We start from the raw sequence: 16478 nt of genomic DNA, 5'->3' as shown, positions 1-16478 counted from the left end.
CGCAACCCTATGTTAGGCGCAAGAATGCAGCCACAAATCATTGCGGGTTGCGACAGAGGTTCCGGGGAGTTCGATGAACCCTAATTTCAGAAATTTTGCACTTTGGGCAATCATTGCCCTGCTTTTGATCGCGCTGTTCAGCATGTTCCAGCAGCCGACCGAGCGTACTGGTTCGAAGGAAGTTCCCTTTTCCCAATTCCTGAAGGATGTTGACGGAAGTCGCGTCAAGGAAGTGGTGATCACCGGCAATAAGGTGATCGGCTCGTATGCCGAGAGCGGCGCGACGTTCCAGACCTATGCGCCTGCGATCGACACGGCCCTGACCGAGCGTATGGAAGCCAAGAACGTAACTGTGACGGTTCGCCCCGAAACCGATGGTTCGTCCGGCTTCCTCAGCTATGTCGGTACGCTGCTGCCGATGCTGCTGATCCTCGGTGTCTGGCTGTTCTTCATGCGCCAGATGCAGGGTGGTTCGCGTGGTGCGATGGGTTTTGGCAAGTCCAAGGCCAAGCTGTTGACCGAAGCCCATGGCCGTGTGACGTTTGACGATGTCGCAGGTGTGGACGAAGCCAAGCAGGACCTCGAGGAAATCGTCGAATTCCTGCGCGACCCGCAGAAATTCCAGCGCCTCGGCGGCCGCATTCCGCGCGGCGTGCTGCTGGTCGGTCCTCCCGGTACCGGTAAGACGCTGCTTGCCCGCTCGGTTGCCGGTGAAGCCAATGTACCGTTCTTCACAATTTCCGGTTCTGACTTCGTTGAAATGTTCGTCGGTGTCGGTGCAAGCCGCGTCCGTGACATGTTCGAACAGGCCAAGAAAAACGCGCCCTGTATCATCTTCATCGACGAAATCGACGCCGTCGGCCGCCATCGTGGTGCCGGTCTTGGTGGTGGCAACGACGAGCGCGAACAGACGCTCAACCAGCTGCTGGTCGAGATGGACGGCTTTGAGGCTAATGAAGGCATTATCCTGATCGCTGCGACCAACCGTCCCGACGTTCTCGACCCGGCCCTTTTGCGTCCAGGCCGTTTCGACCGCCAGGTTGTCGTTCCGAACCCGGATATCAATGGCCGCGAGCGTATCCTCAAGGTGCATATCCGCAATGTGCCGCTGGCGCCGAATGTCGATCTGAAGGTTCTGGCCCGTGGTACCCCTGGTTTCTCCGGTGCCGACCTGATGAACCTCGTCAACGAAGCTGCCCTAATGGCCGCACGCCGCAACAAGCGTGTTGTCACCATGCAGGAATTCGAAGACGCCAAGGACAAGATTATGATGGGCGCGGAACGCCGTTCGTCCGCCATGACCGAAGCCGAAAAGAAGCTGACTGCCTATCACGAAGCCGGTCATGCCATCATGGCGCTGAAGGTTCCGGTCGCCGATCCGTTGCACAAGGCGACGATCATTCCACGCGGCCGTGCACTCGGCATGGTGATGCAGCTCCCCGAAGGCGACCGCTATTCGATGAGCTACAAGTGGATGGTGTCGCGCCTTGCCATCATGATGGGCGGCCGTGTTGCCGAGGAAATCACCTTCGGCAAGGAAAACATCACCTCCGGTGCGTCGTCCGATATCGAGCAGGCCACCAAGCTTGCCCGTGCGATGGTGACGCAATGGGGCTTTTCCGATGAGCTTGGCCAGGTTGCCTATGGCGAGAACCAGCAGGAAGTCTTCCTCGGTCACTCTGTTTCGCAATCAAAGAACGTTTCCGAGGCGACAGCCCAGAAGATCGACAACGAGGTGCGCCGCCTGATCGATGAAGCGTATCAGGAAGCCAAGCGTATCATCACGGAGATGCACGCCGAGTTCGTGGCCATCGCGGAAGGCCTGCTCGAATACGAGACCCTGACTGGCGATGAAATCAAGGCGTTGATCCGCGGCGAAAAGCCGGCTCGCGACCTTGGCGACGACTCGACGCCGCATCGTGGTTCGGCCGTTCCGTCGGCCGGCACTAAGAAAGATGGTTCGGTCGGCAAGGGTGATGAAGCCGAAGGCGGGTTTGAGCCGCAACCGCAATAGTCTTGCGTGAAGCAGGCAATCGAACCGAAAACCGCCGCGCCTTGATGCGCGGCGGTTTTCGTTTGTACCGACTGGCTCCGGCTTGGTAACGCGCTGTAATGAATTCTGATGATACAACGGGATGCTGTTGCAGAAGATTTATGGCATGAGGTAGCGAGGTCGCCCAAAAGGATGCGTCGGATTTTGGCGCAACTGCAGGCATAACTGCAAGCCTGAGCGCGGCGGGAGAGCGGTCGTTGAGGATGCGCCCCGGCGACGGGTTTCTTGAAGTGACCCGTTGGGTTTGAGATGGAATCCAGGGCGATGTCGCCGGACGTGCTCTCCTGGTGAGCCGCTGGCACCCCAGATAGAAATTGGAGTTTTTATGAAGCGCAAATATTTCGGCACGGACGGGATCCGCGGCCAGTCCAATGTGTTTCCAATGACGCCGGATCTGGCGATGCGGGTCGGCATTGCGGTCGGTACGATCTTTCGCAACGGCGGGCACCGCCACCGCGTGGTGATCGGTAAGGACACGCGCCTGTCCGGCTATATGCTGGAGAACGCGATGGTGGCCGGCTTTACCGCCGCGGGGCTCGACGTGTTCCTGCTCGGTCCTATTCCAACCCCCGGCGTGGCGATGCTGACGCGCTCGCTTCGCGCCGACGTTGGCGTGATGATCTCGGCCTCTCACAATCCGTTCGAAGACAACGGCATCAAGCTGTTTGGTCCGGACGGCTACAAGTTGTCCGACGATCTTGAAGGCCAGATCGAGGAATTGCTCGACAAGGACATGACGGCACAGCTTGCCAAGTCGCAGGAAATCGGCCGGGCCAAGCGCGTCGAGGGCGACATCTACCGTTATATCGAACATGCCAAGCGCACGTTACCGCGCGATGTGACACTGCAGGGCTTGAGGGTTGCTATCGATTGCGCGAACGGTGCTGCCTATAAGGTCGCGCCTTTGGCCCTTTGGGAGCTTGGGGCCGAGGTGGTGACCATCGGCAATGAGCCGAACGGCGTCAATATCAACCTCGACTGCGGCTCTACACACCCTGCTGCGCTATCACGGAAAGTGCATGAAGTGCGGGCCGATATCGGTATTGCGCTTGACGGCGATGCCGACCGGGTCCTGATCGTCGATGAGAACGGCACGGTTATCGATGGTGATCAGTTGATGGCTGTTATCGCCAATAGCTGGGCGGACGATGGCGTGCTCAAGGGCAATGGTATTGTTGCGACTGTCATGTCCAATCTCGGCCTGGAGCGCTATCTCAACGGCCGCGGGCTGGATCTGCACCGTACCAAGGTCGGTGACCGCTACGTGGTCGAGCACATGCGCCAACACGGTTTCAACGTCGGCGGCGAGCAGTCCGGCCATCTGGTTCTCTCCGACTTCGGCACCACCGGTGATGGTCTCGTTGCTGCACTCCAGATCCTTGCCTGCGTCAAGCGGCAGGGCAAAACCGTCAGCGAAGTTTGCAATCGGTTCGACCCTGTGCCTCAAGTTTTGAAGAACGTCCGGGTGTCTGCCGGCATGCCGCTTGAAAACGCTGCCGTGCGCCAGGCTATCGCCGATGCGGAATCGGAGCTTGCCAAGAACGGCCGTTTGCTGATCCGTCCGTCCGGCACCGAACCGCTGATCCGCGTCATGGCGGAAGGCGATGACCGCGCCCAGGTGGAGCGTATCGTGGATGAACTGATAGGCGTGATCGGCGGTGTGCGCAATGTCGCCTGATCTGTCTGCCGCGATGAGACTTGAAAAGGCCGGGTTTTGCCCGGTCTTTTTTTGTGTGTTATTTAAGTATTTGCGCACGTTGCTTGGCGCTGTAGCCAACTCATTAACAGTTACGGTAAATTTTTGTAGTTAATTGGACCTTAACCTTTCTTATCCATGATCCACACCAACACAATTTGTTGGAGGCCGGTTTGTCGGCTGACCAGGCAACGAGAAGTATTGGAGTGTGGCCATGAAGACTATTTTGATTGGCGTTGTTGCAGCTATGCTGGGCAGCACCGCGACCTTCGCCGCGGATCTTTACGAGCCGCCCATCGAGCCGCCAATTGCAGAACCGGTCCAGCTCACGGAGGCCAGTGGCTGGTATCTGCGTGGTGATGTCGGTTATGCCTTCACCAATCTGCGTGGCGCCAATTTCTATCAAGGCCCAGGCCGCTTTGTCCGCGATTTCGACGATGCTGATCTCGATGACAGCTGGACCGCCGGCGTCGGTGTCGGTTACCAGATCAACAACTATCTGCGCACGGACGTGACGCTCGATTATCTCGGCAACGCCGATTTTGAAGGCTCGACGACCGGAGGTTGCGGCGTCGCCGTCGCCTGCACTTCGCGCGATGTTTCGGCAATTGCCGCATGGAGCCTGATGGCCAACGCCTATGTTGATATCGGCACCTACGGTTCGTTCACGCCTTACGTGGGTGCTGGTATCGGTGGTACGCAGGTCAAGTGGGACAATTTGCGCAATACCAGCTGCGAAATCGGCGACCCCACCAATTGCGACCCGAGCTTCGAACATGATGGCCGTAGCAAGTGGCGCTTCACCTATGGCCTGATGGCCGGTACGGCGATCGACCTGACCTGTAACCTCAAGGCAGACGTAGGCTATCGTTTCCGCCACGTGCTTGGTGGCGACATGTTCGGCTACAACGCCAATAGCGGTCCTGGATCCGACAAGGGCATGTATCTGCATGAAGCCCGTGCAGGTCTGCGTTATTCCTTCGGTGGTTGCGCCGAAGCCTACGTCCCACCGGCTGAGCCGATCGTCTACAAGTAAGCGCATCGCGCTCTTCGTTTCAAAAGGCCGTCCGGTTTCCGGGCGGCCTTTTCGGTTTTTGCCGGCCTGTTTGGTTAAGAAGCATGCTTAACCTGAGGTTAACCCGTGGATGCGATGATGGGGACATATTAACACGGGCGACGGGCGTTTCTGTCGCCGTTACGATTTTCCAAGGACAGCAAAATGAAGTTGCGGCACACTCTCCTCAATGCATCTGCACTGATCCTGCTGTTTGCCGCGGGGCAGGCGATGGCTGCTGATCTTCTCGAAGCGCCGGAAGTCAGCATCTCGCCGCTGGAGACAAGCGGCCAGGGTTTCTACCTGCGTGGTGATCTTGGCTACGCCGGATGGACGCGCGGTGGCGACCCGTCACTGCGGCTGTTCGATGCCGGCACCGGCGCTACCAACTCCGCGTCGTTCGACAATGATTTCGACCAACCCTTTTCCGGGACCCTCGGCGTTGGCTATCAGTTCAACGACATGTTTCGGGCGGATTTGACTGGCGATTATTTCGAAGGCGACGTCCGCGGAAGCGGCCAGGCCAACATTCCCTGCGCTGGCGAAGCCGCTGGAACGTCTTGCGGCGGCCGGCTAAATGCCGACTACAAGGCAATTGGCCTCATGGCGAACGGCTATGTCGATCTGGCAACGGTGGCTGGCTTGACGCCTTATGTCGGTGCTGGTCTCGGGGTGACGCAGCTTCGTTGGAACGACGTCGCACTGCGCACCAGCTGCGTGCCGGGAGCGGCAGGCTGCTCCGGTGCCGGGCCGGTCAACCAGACCTTTGACGGCGAAAGCAGCTGGCGTCTGACCTACGCGCTGATGGCCGGCGTTTCCTACAACATGACCGAGCAGCTGAAGCTTGACGTCGGCTATCGCTATTCGCAGATCACCGACGGCGATATGTTCAATGGCAGCGATATCGACGGCCTCGACGACGGTCTCGGCCGCCACGAAATCCGCGCCGGTTTGCGCCTGTCAATCTGGTAGCTGAAAGAGCATCCGCATTCAGCGATGCTTCGAGCGCCAAAAATCTTTCCGGAAACGACACATCATTCTTGACTTCCAGGCCTGTCCGCCATATTCACGGCGGCAGGCCACCTCTCCCTAACGAGAGGCTTTCTATCTGGAAGGATAGCTTCGATGACGATCCCTGCGACACCGGAATTGCGTCCGGCAAATACTCATTTTTCTTCTGGTCCCTGCTCCAAGCGCCCCGGTTGGTCGCTTGATGCGCTCTCTGATGCGGCCCTCGGGCGTTCGCACCGTGCCAAGGTTGGCAAGAGCAAGCTGAAGCAGGCGATCGATCTCACCCGTGAAATTCTTCAGGTGCCGGCGGACTACCGCATCGGCATCGTGCCTGCCTCCGACACCGGTGCAGTCGAGATGGCGCTCTGGTCACTGCTCGGTCCGCGCGGCGTTGACATGGTCGCCTGGGAGAGCTTCGGCTCCGGCTGGGTTTCCGATGTCGTCAAGGAGCTGAAGCTCCCTGATACCCGCAAATTCGTTGCCGACTACGGCAAGCTCGTCGACTTTGCCCAGGTCGATTTCGACCGTGATGTCGTCTTTACCTGGAATGGTACGACCTCGGGTGTCCGCGTTGCCAATGCCGATTTCATCCCGGCGGACCGCAAGGGGCTGACGATCTGCGACGCGACGTCTGCCGCGTTTGCGCAGGATCTGGACTTTGCCAAACTCGATGTCGTCACCTTCTCCTGGCAGAAGGTGCTGGGCGGTGAGGGTGCGCATGGCATTCTGATCCTGTCGCCGCGCGCTGTCGAACGGTTGGAAAGCTATGAGCCTTCCTGGCCGCTGCCGAAGATCTTCCGCATGACCAAGGGCGGCAAGATCATCGAGGGTATCTTCCAGGGCGAGACGATCAACACCCCGTCGATGCTGTGCGTCGAGGACTATATCGATGCGCTCAACTGGGCAAAGTCGCTCGGCGGCCTCAAGGCGCTGATCGCCCGGGCTGATGCCAATGCGCAGGCCATCCATGACTTCGTTGCGAAGACGGACTGGATCGCCAATCTGGCGGTCGATCCTGCAACGCAGTCCAACACCTCGGTCTGCTTGAAGATCGTCGACAAGGACGTTGCAGCACTTGATGCCGCTGGTCAGGAGGCCTTTGCCAAGGGCATGGTGGCACTGCTTGAAAAGCAGGCTGTCGCCCATGACATCGGCGCTTACCGTGATGCGCCGTCCGGTTTCCGTATCTGGGCCGGTGCGACGATCGAGACTTCGGACATCAAGGCATTGATGCCCTGGTTCGACTGGGCGTTTGCGACCCAGAAGGCGACGCTGTCTCAGGCGGCCGCCTAACCGGCTTAGACCGCGCCAACAGGGCGCGGTCCTCCTCACCAATCAGATTTTTTGACGAAACCAATGGAGGCCTCTCATGGCACCTCGCGTACTCGTATCCGATGAACTGTCGGAAACCGCCGTCCAGATTTTCCGGGATCGCGGCGTAGACGTCGATTTCCAGCCGCAGCTCGGCAAGGACAAGGAAAAGCTTGCCGCGATCATCGGCAATTACGATGGTCTCGCTATCCGTTCCGCCACCAAGGCGACGGAAAAGCTGATTGCGGCTGCGACCAACCTCAAGGTGATCGGGCGCGCCGGTATCGGCGTCGACAATGTCGATATCCCGGCCGCGTCGCGTCGCGGTATCATCGTCATGAACACGCCGTTCGGCAACTCGATCACGACGGCCGAACACGCCATTGCGCTGATGTTTGCCGTTGCCCGTCAGTTGCCGCAGGCCGATAGCTCCACCCAGGCCGGCAAATGGGAAAAGTCGAAGTTCATGGGCGTCGAAATCACCGGCAAGACGCTCGGTGTCATCGGCGCCGGCAATATCGGCGGTATTGTCTGCTCGCGCGCCATTGGCCTGAAGATGCATGTTCTGGCCTATGACCCATTCCTGTCGAAGGAACGGGCCGAGGAAATGGGCGTCACCAAGGTGGAACTGGACGAACTGCTCGCTCAGGCCGATTTCATCACCTTGCACGTGCCGATGACCGACAAGACGCGCGGCATCCTCAACCGCGAAGCGCTGGCCAAGACCAAGCCTGGCGTGCGTATTATCAACTGCGCCCGTGGTGGTCTGGTCGATGAGCATGCGCTTGCCGATGCCATCAAGTCCGGTCATGTCGCTGGTGCCGGCTTCGACGTGTTTGAGGTCGAGCCTGCAACGGAAAGCCCGCTGTTCGGCCTGCCGAATGTCGTCTGCACTCCGCACCTCGGCGCGTCCACCACGGAAGCGCAGGAGAACGTTGCCCTGCAGGTTGCCGAGCAGATGTCGGACTACCTCGTCAAGGGTGCCGTCTCCAACGCCATCAACATGCCGTCGATCACCGCGGAAGAAGCACCGATCCTGAAGCCGTTCATCCGGCTCGCCGATGTCCTCGGCGCTTTTGTCGGTCAGGTGACGGAAAGCGCCATCAAGGAAATCGAGATCCTGTTTGACGGATCGACTGCCGGGATGAATACCAAGGCGCTGACGAGTGCAGCCCTTGCCGGTCTCATCCGTAGTCAGGTTTCCGACGTCAACATGGTTTCGGCGCCGGTCATGATCAAGGAAAAGGGTATCATCCTGTCCGAGGTGAAGCGTGACAAGTCGGGTGTCTTCGATGGCTATATCAAGCTGACGGTGACGACGGCGAACCAGACACGTTCGGTTGCCGGTACGGTGTTCTCGGATGGAAAGCCGCGCTTCATCCAGATCAAGGACATCAACCTTGACGCCGATGTCGGTAACCACATGGTCTACATCACCAACACCGACGTTCCCGGCATGATCGGCTTCATCGGCATGACGCTGGGTGACGCGGGCGTCAATATCGCCAACTTCCAGCTCGGCCGCCACAATGCCGGTGCCGATGCGATTGCGTTGCTCTATGTCGATGGTGCCGTGTCTGAAGACGTTCTTGACAAGCTGCGCGCCAACCCGGCCATCCGGGCTGCCAAGCCACTGGTCTTCAACGTCGACTGATACGCCGGAGCACTTTGGGCTCCGAAGGATTGACACAAACGCGCCGGATGACCTCCGGCGCGTTTGCCGTTGATGAAAGTGAATGAAATGAACATGATTGACCGCTCCGCCGATTGGCGCCCGGCTGCCCTGGTGGACATTGCCGCCATCTACGACATCCAGTGCATCGCGCATGCCGATCATCCCGAAGCGCGTGATGTCCTGCTCGAGCGGCTTGAACTGTGCCCGCAGGGATGCTTTGTGTTTGGAAAGCGCGGTACAATCTCGGGATATCTTCTCAGCCACCCATGGCGCCGGTTTTCACCGCCGCAACTCGATAGAAAGCTGGGCGAGATCCCGGGGGAGGCGGATAGCTGGTATCTTCACGATCTGGCCTTGCTGCCGGGGACACGTGGTTCCGGGGCAGGGGCCAAGGTCGCAGGGCTGCTTGCCGAACAGGCCCGTCAGGCCGGATACCGAACCGTCGCACTCGTCTCCGTCAACGGATCGCAAGGTTTCTGGGAACGGCAGAGTTTTGCGGTGCATAGGCACGAAATGCTTGCCGCCAAGCTGTCCGGCTATGGCAGCGAGGCCGTCTACATGGAGCGCGATCTCAACAGCGCAGATTTCAGTTAGTTTTTTCTCGTGTCTTCAAGCAGGCGCGGACGGCCGCGTTCCGCCACCGCGATGCCGCCCAACACCAGTGCGAGCGCGATAATATGGAACATCTGCAGGGCTTCGCCGATCAGGGCGATCGACAGCAGGGTGCCGAAGATCGGAATGGTGTTGATGAACAGGCCGGCCCGGTTGGGGCCGATCAACTCGACGCCTCGCACGTACAGGATCTGCGAGACGAGAGAGGGCAGTAGGCCGGCATAGGCGACGATGATCCAGCCTTGCGTATCGGGCCAGATCATCCGGCCGGTGGAGAATTCCCAGATGACCAGCGGAATGCTGCTGACCAGCGCGCCGAAGGCGGAGATCGCGATCAGGCTTTTCCAGTGGATGTCCGGTTTCCAGCGCAACGCCACCGTGTAGCCGGCATAGAGCAGGACCGCCGCCATCATCATGGCGTCGCCCTGGTTGAGATCCAGCGAGAGCAGCGTGGTGAGGTCGCCATGCGATGCGGTCAATGCAACACCGAACAGGGTCAATGTGAAACCGGCAATCTGCGCCATGGAAAAGGCGGTGCGAAACAGCACGTAATTCATCACGAAGATCACCATCGGGATGCCAGCCTGCTCGATGACGGCATTGATGGCGCTGGTGAATTGCAATGCCGAATAGAGAAAGGCGTTGAAAGCGGTGAACCCGACGGTGCCATAGCCTAAAAGAAGCAGCCAGTTTTTGCGGATGGCCGGAAAATCGCGGCGTACCTGCGGGGCCGCGAAAATCAACAGCACGATACAGGCAATGACCCAGCGCATGCCGGTCAGCATCATCGGGCTGACATGGCCGACCGCCATTTTCCCGGCCACGGAATTTCCACCCCAGATCAAGGTGGTGATACAAAGGATGATATAGGCTTGCAGATTGACGGGCACGGTGTTCCTGGCAAGTCGGGGAAGCAAACGATGGCAGCGGATAGAATGAAGCGGTCGTATCGATCTTGCAGAACACCTCATTCTCGGTTGTATTGAATCAATCCAGAACGGATATGGCAACCCCGCATTATTGGCCGTCGCTGGTGTTGTTATCGATGAAGGGAAGCGAAATGCGGTCTTTGCCATGCAAAAACCCCGAATCCCCGGTTAAACAGGGTCGCTTTCCAAAAAACAAAACAGTATAGATGCGCGGGTTTGAAGACAGCGCAATCACAGGCGCGTGGAAACAGGAAAACTGAAATGACGAATGTCGTGGTGGTCGGATCGCAATGGGGTGATGAAGGCAAAGGCAAGATTGTCGACTGGCTCTCCGAGCGTGCCGACGTGGTTGTGCGCTTTCAGGGCGGGCACAATGCCGGCCATACCTTGGTCATCGACGGTACCAGCTACAAGCTTTCCCTTCTGCCGTCGGGCGTCGTTCGTCCGGGCAAGCTCGCCGTCATCGGTAATGGCGTGGTCATCGACCCGCACGCGCTGATCGCGGAAATCGAGAAGCTCGACAAGCAGGGCGTGGCCATTACCCCGGAAAACCTGCGCATCGCCGACAATGCCACGCTGATCCTGTCGCTGCATCGCGAACTGGACGGCATCCGCGAGGATGCGGCGTCCAACAGCGGCACCAAGATCGGCACGACACGCCGCGGTATCGGCCCGGCCTACGAAGATAAGGTTGGCCGCCGCGCCATCCGCGTTATGGATCTCGCTGATCTCGACACACTGCCGGCCAAGGTTGATCGGCTGCTCACCCATCACAATGCGCTGCGCCGTGGTCTTGGCGAAGCCGAAGTGAGCCATGAGACGATCATGACCGAGCTTTCCTCGGTTGCTGCTCGCGTCCTGCCGTTCATGGAAACCGTCTGGCTGCTGCTGGATCGTCATCGCCGCAAGGGTGCCCGCATCCTGTTTGAAGGCGCGCAGGGCACGCTGCTGGATATCGATCACGGTACCTATCCTTTCGTTACCTCGTCCAACACGGTTTCTGGTCAGGCGGCTGCCGGTTCCGGCATGGGCCCGGGTGCGCTCGGCTATATCCTCGGCATCACCAAGGCCTACACGACCCGCGTCGGCGAAGGTCCGTTCCCGACCGAACTGCACGATGAAATCGGCCAGTTTCTCGGTGAAAAAGGCCATGAGTTCGGCACTGTCACTGGCCGTAAGCGCCGCTGCGGCTGGTTCGATGCGGCGCTCGTGCGCCAGTCGGTTGCCACCAATGGCATCACCGGCATCGCGTTGACCAAGCTCGACGTGCTCGACGGCCTCGATGAACTGAAGATCTGCGTTGGCTATACGCTCGATGGCGTCGATATCGATCACCTGCCAGCCAGCCAGGCACAGCAGGCCCAGGCAAAACCGCGCTATATCACGCTGGAAGGCTGGAAAGAATCGACTGTCGGTGCCCGCAGCTGGGCGCAGCTTCCGGCTCAGGCGATCAAATATGTGCGTCAGGTCGAGGAATTGATCGGTGCGCCGGTGGCGCTGCTTTCCACCAGCCCCGAACGTGACGACACCATACTTGTGACGGACCCGTTTGAGGACTAGTCTGACGTTGACGGCTAGGGAAGAATTTGGCGTAAATACGCCGATGGTATGAGAAAGTTCTGATGGCGGATTTTGTTGCAGTTATTCGAAGGACCGTCGATGGTCTGTCGGACAATGTTCCTGAAATGCGGGCCAAGGTCTATGACAAGGCCCGCGGTGCTGTCCGCCGTCAGCTTGAAAGCATGAAACCTCGTCCCTCGGACGAGATGATCGAACGCCAGATGGTCAAGCTCGAGGCGGCGATCAACGAGGTCGAGGACGATCACGCCGAGGCGCTACCTCCGCTGGACGATCAGCCCGCGGACGTGGTGCCGGAAGCGGCCGAAGTCGAGGATCACGTTGCAGAGCCGCCGGTGGTGGAAGCGCGTGAGCCCGAGGCTGACGTCGAGGAAGAGGAACGCGCGGAGCCTGTAGCGGAGTCGCAGGTCGCACCTGAACCGGTGGAACAGCCGGAACCCGTCGCGGACGTTGCACCGATTGCGGTCGTTGAGCCGACGGTGGAGGACGATCATGTTGATGCTCAGCCGGAACCCGAAGTGGTCGAGGCTGGCAACACAGCCGATGCTATAGAGGAAAATATCCCCGTCGAGGCGGCCTATTCGGAAGAACCGGAAGATGATCGCCACGAGGTTGTCGCAGAGCCGGAGCATCCGGCCGCCGCGACGTTCGAGCCTCAGAGCCGTTACGGCGCAACGGTTGATGAAACGGCCGATATTCTGGAAGCCGCGGTCCAATCGGACACCTTTGCAGAGCCGGCTGTAGAGCCGGTCGTTGAAAAACCCGCGCCTTCGGCCTCCACGGAATGGGAATTGCCGGAATGGAACGATCCGGTTCCGGCAACCGCCCATAGCGAGCCGGTCTGGACAGAGGCTGCGGAGCAAGCACCTGTTGCCGATGAAATCCCCGACCTCACGCAATACGAGCCTGTCGAGACGGTAACGCCGCTGAATGACGACAGCGGCGCCAAGGATAAAGCTGCGGCTGCCTGGGCTTGGGACGATAACGATCCGTTTACCCAGGCCCCGGCCGCTGCGGCCGCCGAAACATCGGAACCCGCCATCGCCGATTGGTCTTGGCCGGTCGAGAAAACGGATGCTGCTGAGCCTGAGCAGCGCAAGGCTGCCAATGACAGCTGGAATGATATCGATGAGCTTCTGGCGCATGGCGGTACGGCTGCAGCCGTTGGCGCTGCAGCAGCGTCACAGGCCGGCAAGGCTTCCTCCGCCGTCGATGAAGATGTCGAAGTGCCGGCGCGTCCGGTTTCCTACCGGGTGGAGCCGAAGCGCTCGCGATTGAATGTCAAGGCGATCGGGCTCACGGCAGTGCTTGCGCTGATCCTGGGCGGTGGCGGTTACGCCTATTGGCAAAATCAGACCACGGTGAATTCCTGGGTTTCCGGCGTACTGGCTTCTATCACCGCCAGCATCCCGGGACAGACGACGCCGGAAGCATCTGCGCCTGAAGAGGGCAGCAAGGATCTGACCGCGCCGGAGACGAACAACCAGACGCAGACGCCTCCGAATGCCGAGGTCGCGGCAGTCGAAGGCAGCACCAAATTCACGCAGCGCCTGCAGCAGGATGGCACCGAGATCGACGAGGGCCCGGCGCCCGCGCCTGCAGGTTCTGCTGCCACCGAGGAAGGCAAGTCTGTGGCTGCGCAGACGGAAGCGGGCAAGCCGGTCGATACCGCTCAGGCAACGGCAACCACGCCTGCAGGCCAGACGGCAACTGACGCGCAACCTGCCCAACCGGTGCCCGGTCAGCAGACGACACCCAATCCGGCGACGCAACAGGTGCCGGCCGGAGCCCAGAAGATGTTCCTTTACGAGGAACGGCTGGGGCAGTCCGCACCAACGGCGATCGAGGGCAATGTTGCCTGGTCTGTGAAGGAAGAATCCCCGGGTGGCGACGCCAAACCGGAGCCGGTCGTTCAGGCGCAAATCAATGTTCCGGAACGCGGTCTGACGGCACTGATGACGATCAAGCGCAATGCCGACTCGTCGCTGCCCGCCAGCCATGTAATCGAATTCGTCTTCTCACTGCCGGAAAACTTCGAAGGCGGCAGCATCGATAGCGTTCAGCGTGTTTCGATGAAGCGCAACGAACAGGATCGTGGCGATGCGCTGATCGCGGTTCCGGCCAAGATCACCGAGGATTTCCACATGATCGCGCTCAACGACTTCCCGGAAGCCGTTGCGACAAACACCGAACTTCTACGCACGCGTGGCTGGATGGATATTCCGTTGACCTACCGCAACGGCCGCCGCGCGCTGCTGACGCTGGAGAAGGGTGCTGCTGGCACCGAAGCCTTCACCAAGGCCATGCAGGCCTGGAGCCTGGCCGCAAAGCCTGATCCGGCCGGTCAGTAATTCGTCCATACGCACAAAAAGAAACCCGGCTGGAGCGATCCAGCCGGGTTTTTGTTTGTTCAGTCAGCGCCGGTATCAGGCGTCTTCAACGACCCGCAGCGCGTTCTGGCGATCCTGAGCCGCCTTGCGGACGGCGTCCTGGACCTTTTCAAAGGCGCGGACCTCGATCTGACGGACGCGCTCGCGGCTGATGTCGAACTCTGTCGACAGATCTTCCAGCGTCACCGGATCTTCCGTCAGGCGGCGCGCCTCGAAGATGCGGCGTTCCCGGTCGTTCAACACGTTCATCGCGCTCGACAGAAGGCTACGGCGGCTTTCCAGTTCGTCCTGTTCGATCAGGATGTCTTCCTGGTTGTCGTGATCATCGACAAGCCAATCCTGCCACTGGCCGGATTCGCCTTCACCGGCCTTGATCGGCGCGTTGAGCGAAGCGTCGCCGGAGAGACGCTGGTTCATCGAAATCACTTCCGCTTCCGACACTTTCAGGGTCGTGGCGATATGCGCGACCTGATCGGGCTTCAGGTCGCCCTCGTCAAGGGCCTGAATCTTGCCCTTGAGGCGGCGCAGGTTGAAGAACAGCCGCTTCTGGTTGGCGGTCGTACCCATTTTCACCAGCGACCACGAACGCAGGATATATTCCTGGATCGAAGCCTTGATCCACCACATGGCGTAGGTGGCCAAGCGGAAGCCGCGTTCCGGATCGAACTTCTTGACCGCCTGCATCAGGCCGACATTGCCTTCTGAAACGACTTCACCGATTGGCAGGCCGTAGCCGCGATAACCCATGGCGATCTTCGCCACGAGGCGCAGATGGCTGGTTACGAGCTGATGGGCAGCCTTGCGGTCGTCATGCTCCTGATACCGCTTGGCGAGCATGTACTCTTCCTGCGGTTCAAGCATGGGAAATTTGCGGATTTCATCGAGATAACGGTTGAGACCGCCTTCTCCAGCGGTAATGGACGGTAACGTACTGCGGGCCATGATGCACCCCCCTTTCGCGTTCCAGCCTCCTCTTGGCAGGCCGGGCATGTGGGTCTATCCGACCCCACATGCTCATAGATAAGTGCGGCGAAAGCATGATTCAAGAACTCCGGTTTCACAGAGATGTGAAGCCAGAGAAGCGCATGCTCCAGTTGGGTTACAGCCTGTAAATTGTGTCCGCCCTCGAAATATCAAGGGCGGAACCGGTCATTTGTAACATTTTGTAGAATTTCCGGCGCGTGCCGGTCAATGGATCGGCGAGTTGTCCTGTTCTTCCTCAAACATGACGGCGACATCGCCATTGGCGCTGAGACGGACGCGATTGTCATCGACGCTTGCCACCAGTTCAAGGGCGATGAAGTGGTGGTGGTCTTCGTGGCCGAAGCCGCTGTCCTTCTTGGTCAGCTTGATGCGATCGCCTTCGACGCGATCGACCGTGCCGATATGAAGACCGTCGGCGCTGATGATTTCGGCATGTTCTCTGATCTGTGTGGCATCAATCATCGGGTTTCTCCTTATTGTCATGCCAAAACGCACGACGGCGGGAAAGGATGCATACCGGCCTTAGAAATCCGCCCGCCCTCAATCCAGCCCATGGGCCGTCAAATCGAAGCGCCGCCGTTACCCGTTCTGGCCCGGCGATAGCGGCTGTATCCGTCGCCATAGGCCTGGCATCGCGAGATGCCGATATCCTTCAACTGGTCATCGTTGAGTTCCAATAGGGCCAGCCGGTTGCGGCGCTGCCGCACCAGCCTGCCGATCGATCCGAGAAATGCACGTAGACGCGCAAAGCCTGCGGGGTGGGTGATGTCCGCCGACGCCTGATCGCCGGACCCTTGCACAACAAGCTTCAATCCGGCGATCAGGGCGTGTTCGTGCGGCACGCGATCACCAATCACATGAGGTTCGTTTTTCATCGATATCTCTCCGGGAAATGCCGGCCCATCATCAGGCCGGCGGGTCGGGGCAGGGGACCGGTTTCGGTCCTATCCCTTCGATAGTTGGGTGGGGTGGATTGCCGCGTCGGCCTCGCGCAGCGCCTGCGCACATTCCTCGCAGCAGACTTCGACGGTCTTGCCACCGATCTTGACGGCGATACGGCTGGCATCAAGTTCGCAGTCACAGGCGGCGCATGTATTGTCCTGCATGATCATTCCTCCGGTTGATGTGTTTCGACCAGGAGAGAAGACCATTTTGGCCAGGACAGCGCTGTCAGATTCTTTAGCG

Annotated in this window: 14 protein-coding genes; 9 read left to right on the top strand and 5 right to left on the bottom strand. The window is 59.5% G+C overall.

Annotated elements, in window-relative coordinates; all coding sequences use genetic code 11:
• The first annotated feature begins 73 nt into the window (after positions 1-73).
• From ftsH to ASC96_RS28660, 7 genes are all read left to right on the top strand, one after another.
• Positions 74-2014 carry an ATP-dependent zinc metalloprotease FtsH gene (ftsH, locus tag ASC96_RS28690; protein ID WP_060506463.1) on the top strand — a complete coding sequence of 647 codons (1941 nt, stop codon included), beginning with the start codon at positions 74-76 and terminating at the stop codon, positions 2012-2014.
• Positions 2015-2378: 364 nt separating this feature from the next.
• A complete protein-coding gene (glmM, locus tag ASC96_RS28685; protein WP_060506462.1) occupies positions 2379-3731 on the top strand; it encodes a phosphoglucosamine mutase in 1353 nt (450 codons plus the stop codon).
• 232 nt (positions 3732-3963) lie between these two features.
• Positions 3964-4785 (top strand): outer membrane protein, encoded by an 822-nt coding sequence (locus ASC96_RS28680; protein ID WP_060506461.1) that lies wholly within the window; start codon positions 3964-3966, stop codon positions 4783-4785.
• 183 nt (positions 4786-4968) lie between these two features.
• Positions 4969-5775, top strand: a complete 807-nt coding sequence (locus tag ASC96_RS28675; protein WP_060506460.1) for an outer membrane protein — start codon at positions 4969-4971, stop codon at positions 5773-5775.
• 153 nt (positions 5776-5928) lie between these two features.
• Positions 5929-7107: a phosphoserine transaminase gene (locus tag ASC96_RS28670; RefSeq protein ID WP_060506459.1), complete on the top strand. Its 1179-nt coding sequence runs from the start codon at positions 5929-5931 to the stop codon at positions 7105-7107.
• A 76-nt stretch (positions 7108-7183) separates the two neighbouring features.
• Positions 7184-8779, top strand: a complete 1596-nt coding sequence (serA, locus tag ASC96_RS28665) for a phosphoglycerate dehydrogenase (protein WP_060506458.1) — start codon at positions 7184-7186, stop codon at positions 8777-8779.
• A gap of 93 nt (positions 8780-8872) precedes the next feature.
• Positions 8873-9394: a GNAT family N-acetyltransferase gene (locus tag ASC96_RS28660; protein WP_162246400.1), complete on the top strand. Its 522-nt coding sequence runs from the start codon at positions 8873-8875 to the stop codon at positions 9392-9394.
• Here ASC96_RS28660 and ASC96_RS28655 read toward each other — a convergent pair.
• A complete protein-coding gene (locus tag ASC96_RS28655) occupies positions 9391-10302 on the bottom strand; it encodes a DMT family transporter (RefSeq protein WP_060506456.1) in 912 nt (303 codons plus the stop codon). The two genes, ASC96_RS28660 and ASC96_RS28655, sit on opposite strands and share 4 nt — an antisense overlap.
• Before the next feature lie 300 nt (positions 10303-10602).
• Here ASC96_RS28655 and ASC96_RS28650 point away from each other — a divergent pair, with 300 nt between their 5' ends.
• A complete protein-coding gene (locus ASC96_RS28650) occupies positions 10603-11901 on the top strand; it encodes an adenylosuccinate synthase (protein WP_060506455.1) in 1299 nt (432 codons plus the stop codon).
• A 62-nt stretch (positions 11902-11963) separates the two neighbouring features.
• Entirely contained in the window at positions 11964-14270 is a 2307-nt protein-coding gene (locus ASC96_RS28645; protein ID WP_060506454.1) for a hypothetical protein, read from the top strand.
• Between the two features lie 75 nt (positions 14271-14345).
• On the opposite strand, the gene rpoH is transcribed toward ASC96_RS28645, so the two are convergent.
• The 4 genes from rpoH to ASC96_RS33495 form a co-directional block, all read right to left on the bottom strand.
• On the bottom strand, positions 14346-15251 hold the full coding sequence (gene rpoH, locus ASC96_RS28640) for an RNA polymerase sigma factor RpoH (protein WP_060506453.1): 906 nt from the start codon (positions 15249-15251) through the stop codon (positions 14346-14348).
• A gap of 246 nt (positions 15252-15497) precedes the next feature.
• Entirely contained in the window at positions 15498-15755 is a 258-nt protein-coding gene (locus ASC96_RS28635) for a DUF2171 domain-containing protein (RefSeq protein WP_060506452.1), read from the bottom strand.
• Between the two features lie 98 nt (positions 15756-15853).
• Complete coding sequence (locus ASC96_RS28630; RefSeq protein ID WP_082512301.1) at positions 15854-16168, bottom strand: DUF1127 domain-containing protein; 315 nt, start codon at positions 16166-16168, stop codon at positions 15854-15856.
• A 69-nt stretch (positions 16169-16237) separates the two neighbouring features.
• Positions 16238-16399, bottom strand: a complete 162-nt coding sequence (locus ASC96_RS33495) for a hypothetical protein (RefSeq protein WP_164491972.1) — start codon at positions 16397-16399, stop codon at positions 16238-16240.
• Between the last annotated feature and the right edge of the window lie 79 nt (positions 16400-16478).

Source organism: Rhizobium sp. Root1204 (assembly GCF_001424965.1).
In the GTDB taxonomy this organism is placed as follows: Bacteria; Pseudomonadota; Alphaproteobacteria; order Rhizobiales; family Rhizobiaceae; genus Pararhizobium.
The sequence above is the reverse complement of the archived record's forward strand: the minus strand, read 5'-3'. Positions and strand labels throughout refer to the sequence as shown.

Coding starts and splice junctions, on each gene's coding strand:
- ftsH (WP_060506463.1), top strand. CDS start 74: ATGAACCCTAATTTCAGAAATTTTGCACTTTGGGCAATCATTGCCCTG.
- glmM (WP_060506462.1), top strand. CDS start 2,379: ATGAAGCGCAAATATTTCGGCACGGACGGGATCCGCGGCCAGTCCAAT.
- ASC96_RS28680 (WP_060506461.1), top strand. CDS start 3,964: ATGAAGACTATTTTGATTGGCGTTGTTGCAGCTATGCTGGGCAGCACC.
- ASC96_RS28675 (WP_060506460.1), top strand. CDS start 4,969: ATGAAGTTGCGGCACACTCTCCTCAATGCATCTGCACTGATCCTGCTG.
- ASC96_RS28670 (WP_060506459.1), top strand. CDS start 5,929: ATGACGATCCCTGCGACACCGGAATTGCGTCCGGCAAATACTCATTTT.
- serA (WP_060506458.1), top strand. CDS start 7,184: ATGGCACCTCGCGTACTCGTATCCGATGAACTGTCGGAAACCGCCGTC.
- ASC96_RS28660 (WP_162246400.1), top strand. CDS start 8,873: ATGATTGACCGCTCCGCCGATTGGCGCCCGGCTGCCCTGGTGGACATT.
- ASC96_RS28650 (WP_060506455.1), top strand. CDS start 10,603: ATGACGAATGTCGTGGTGGTCGGATCGCAATGGGGTGATGAAGGCAAA.
- ASC96_RS28645 (WP_060506454.1), top strand. CDS start 11,964: ATGGCGGATTTTGTTGCAGTTATTCGAAGGACCGTCGATGGTCTGTCG.
- rpoH (WP_060506453.1), bottom strand. CDS start 15,251: ATGGCCCGCAGTACGTTACCGTCCATTACCGCTGGAGAAGGCGGTCTC.
- ASC96_RS28635 (WP_060506452.1), bottom strand. CDS start 15,755: ATGATTGATGCCACACAGATCAGAGAACATGCCGAAATCATCAGCGCC.
- ASC96_RS28630 (WP_082512301.1), bottom strand. CDS start 16,168: ATGAAAAACGAACCTCATGTGATTGGTGATCGCGTGCCGCACGAACAC.
- ASC96_RS33495 (WP_164491972.1), bottom strand. CDS start 16,399: ATGCAGGACAATACATGCGCCGCCTGTGACTGCGAACTTGATGCCAGC.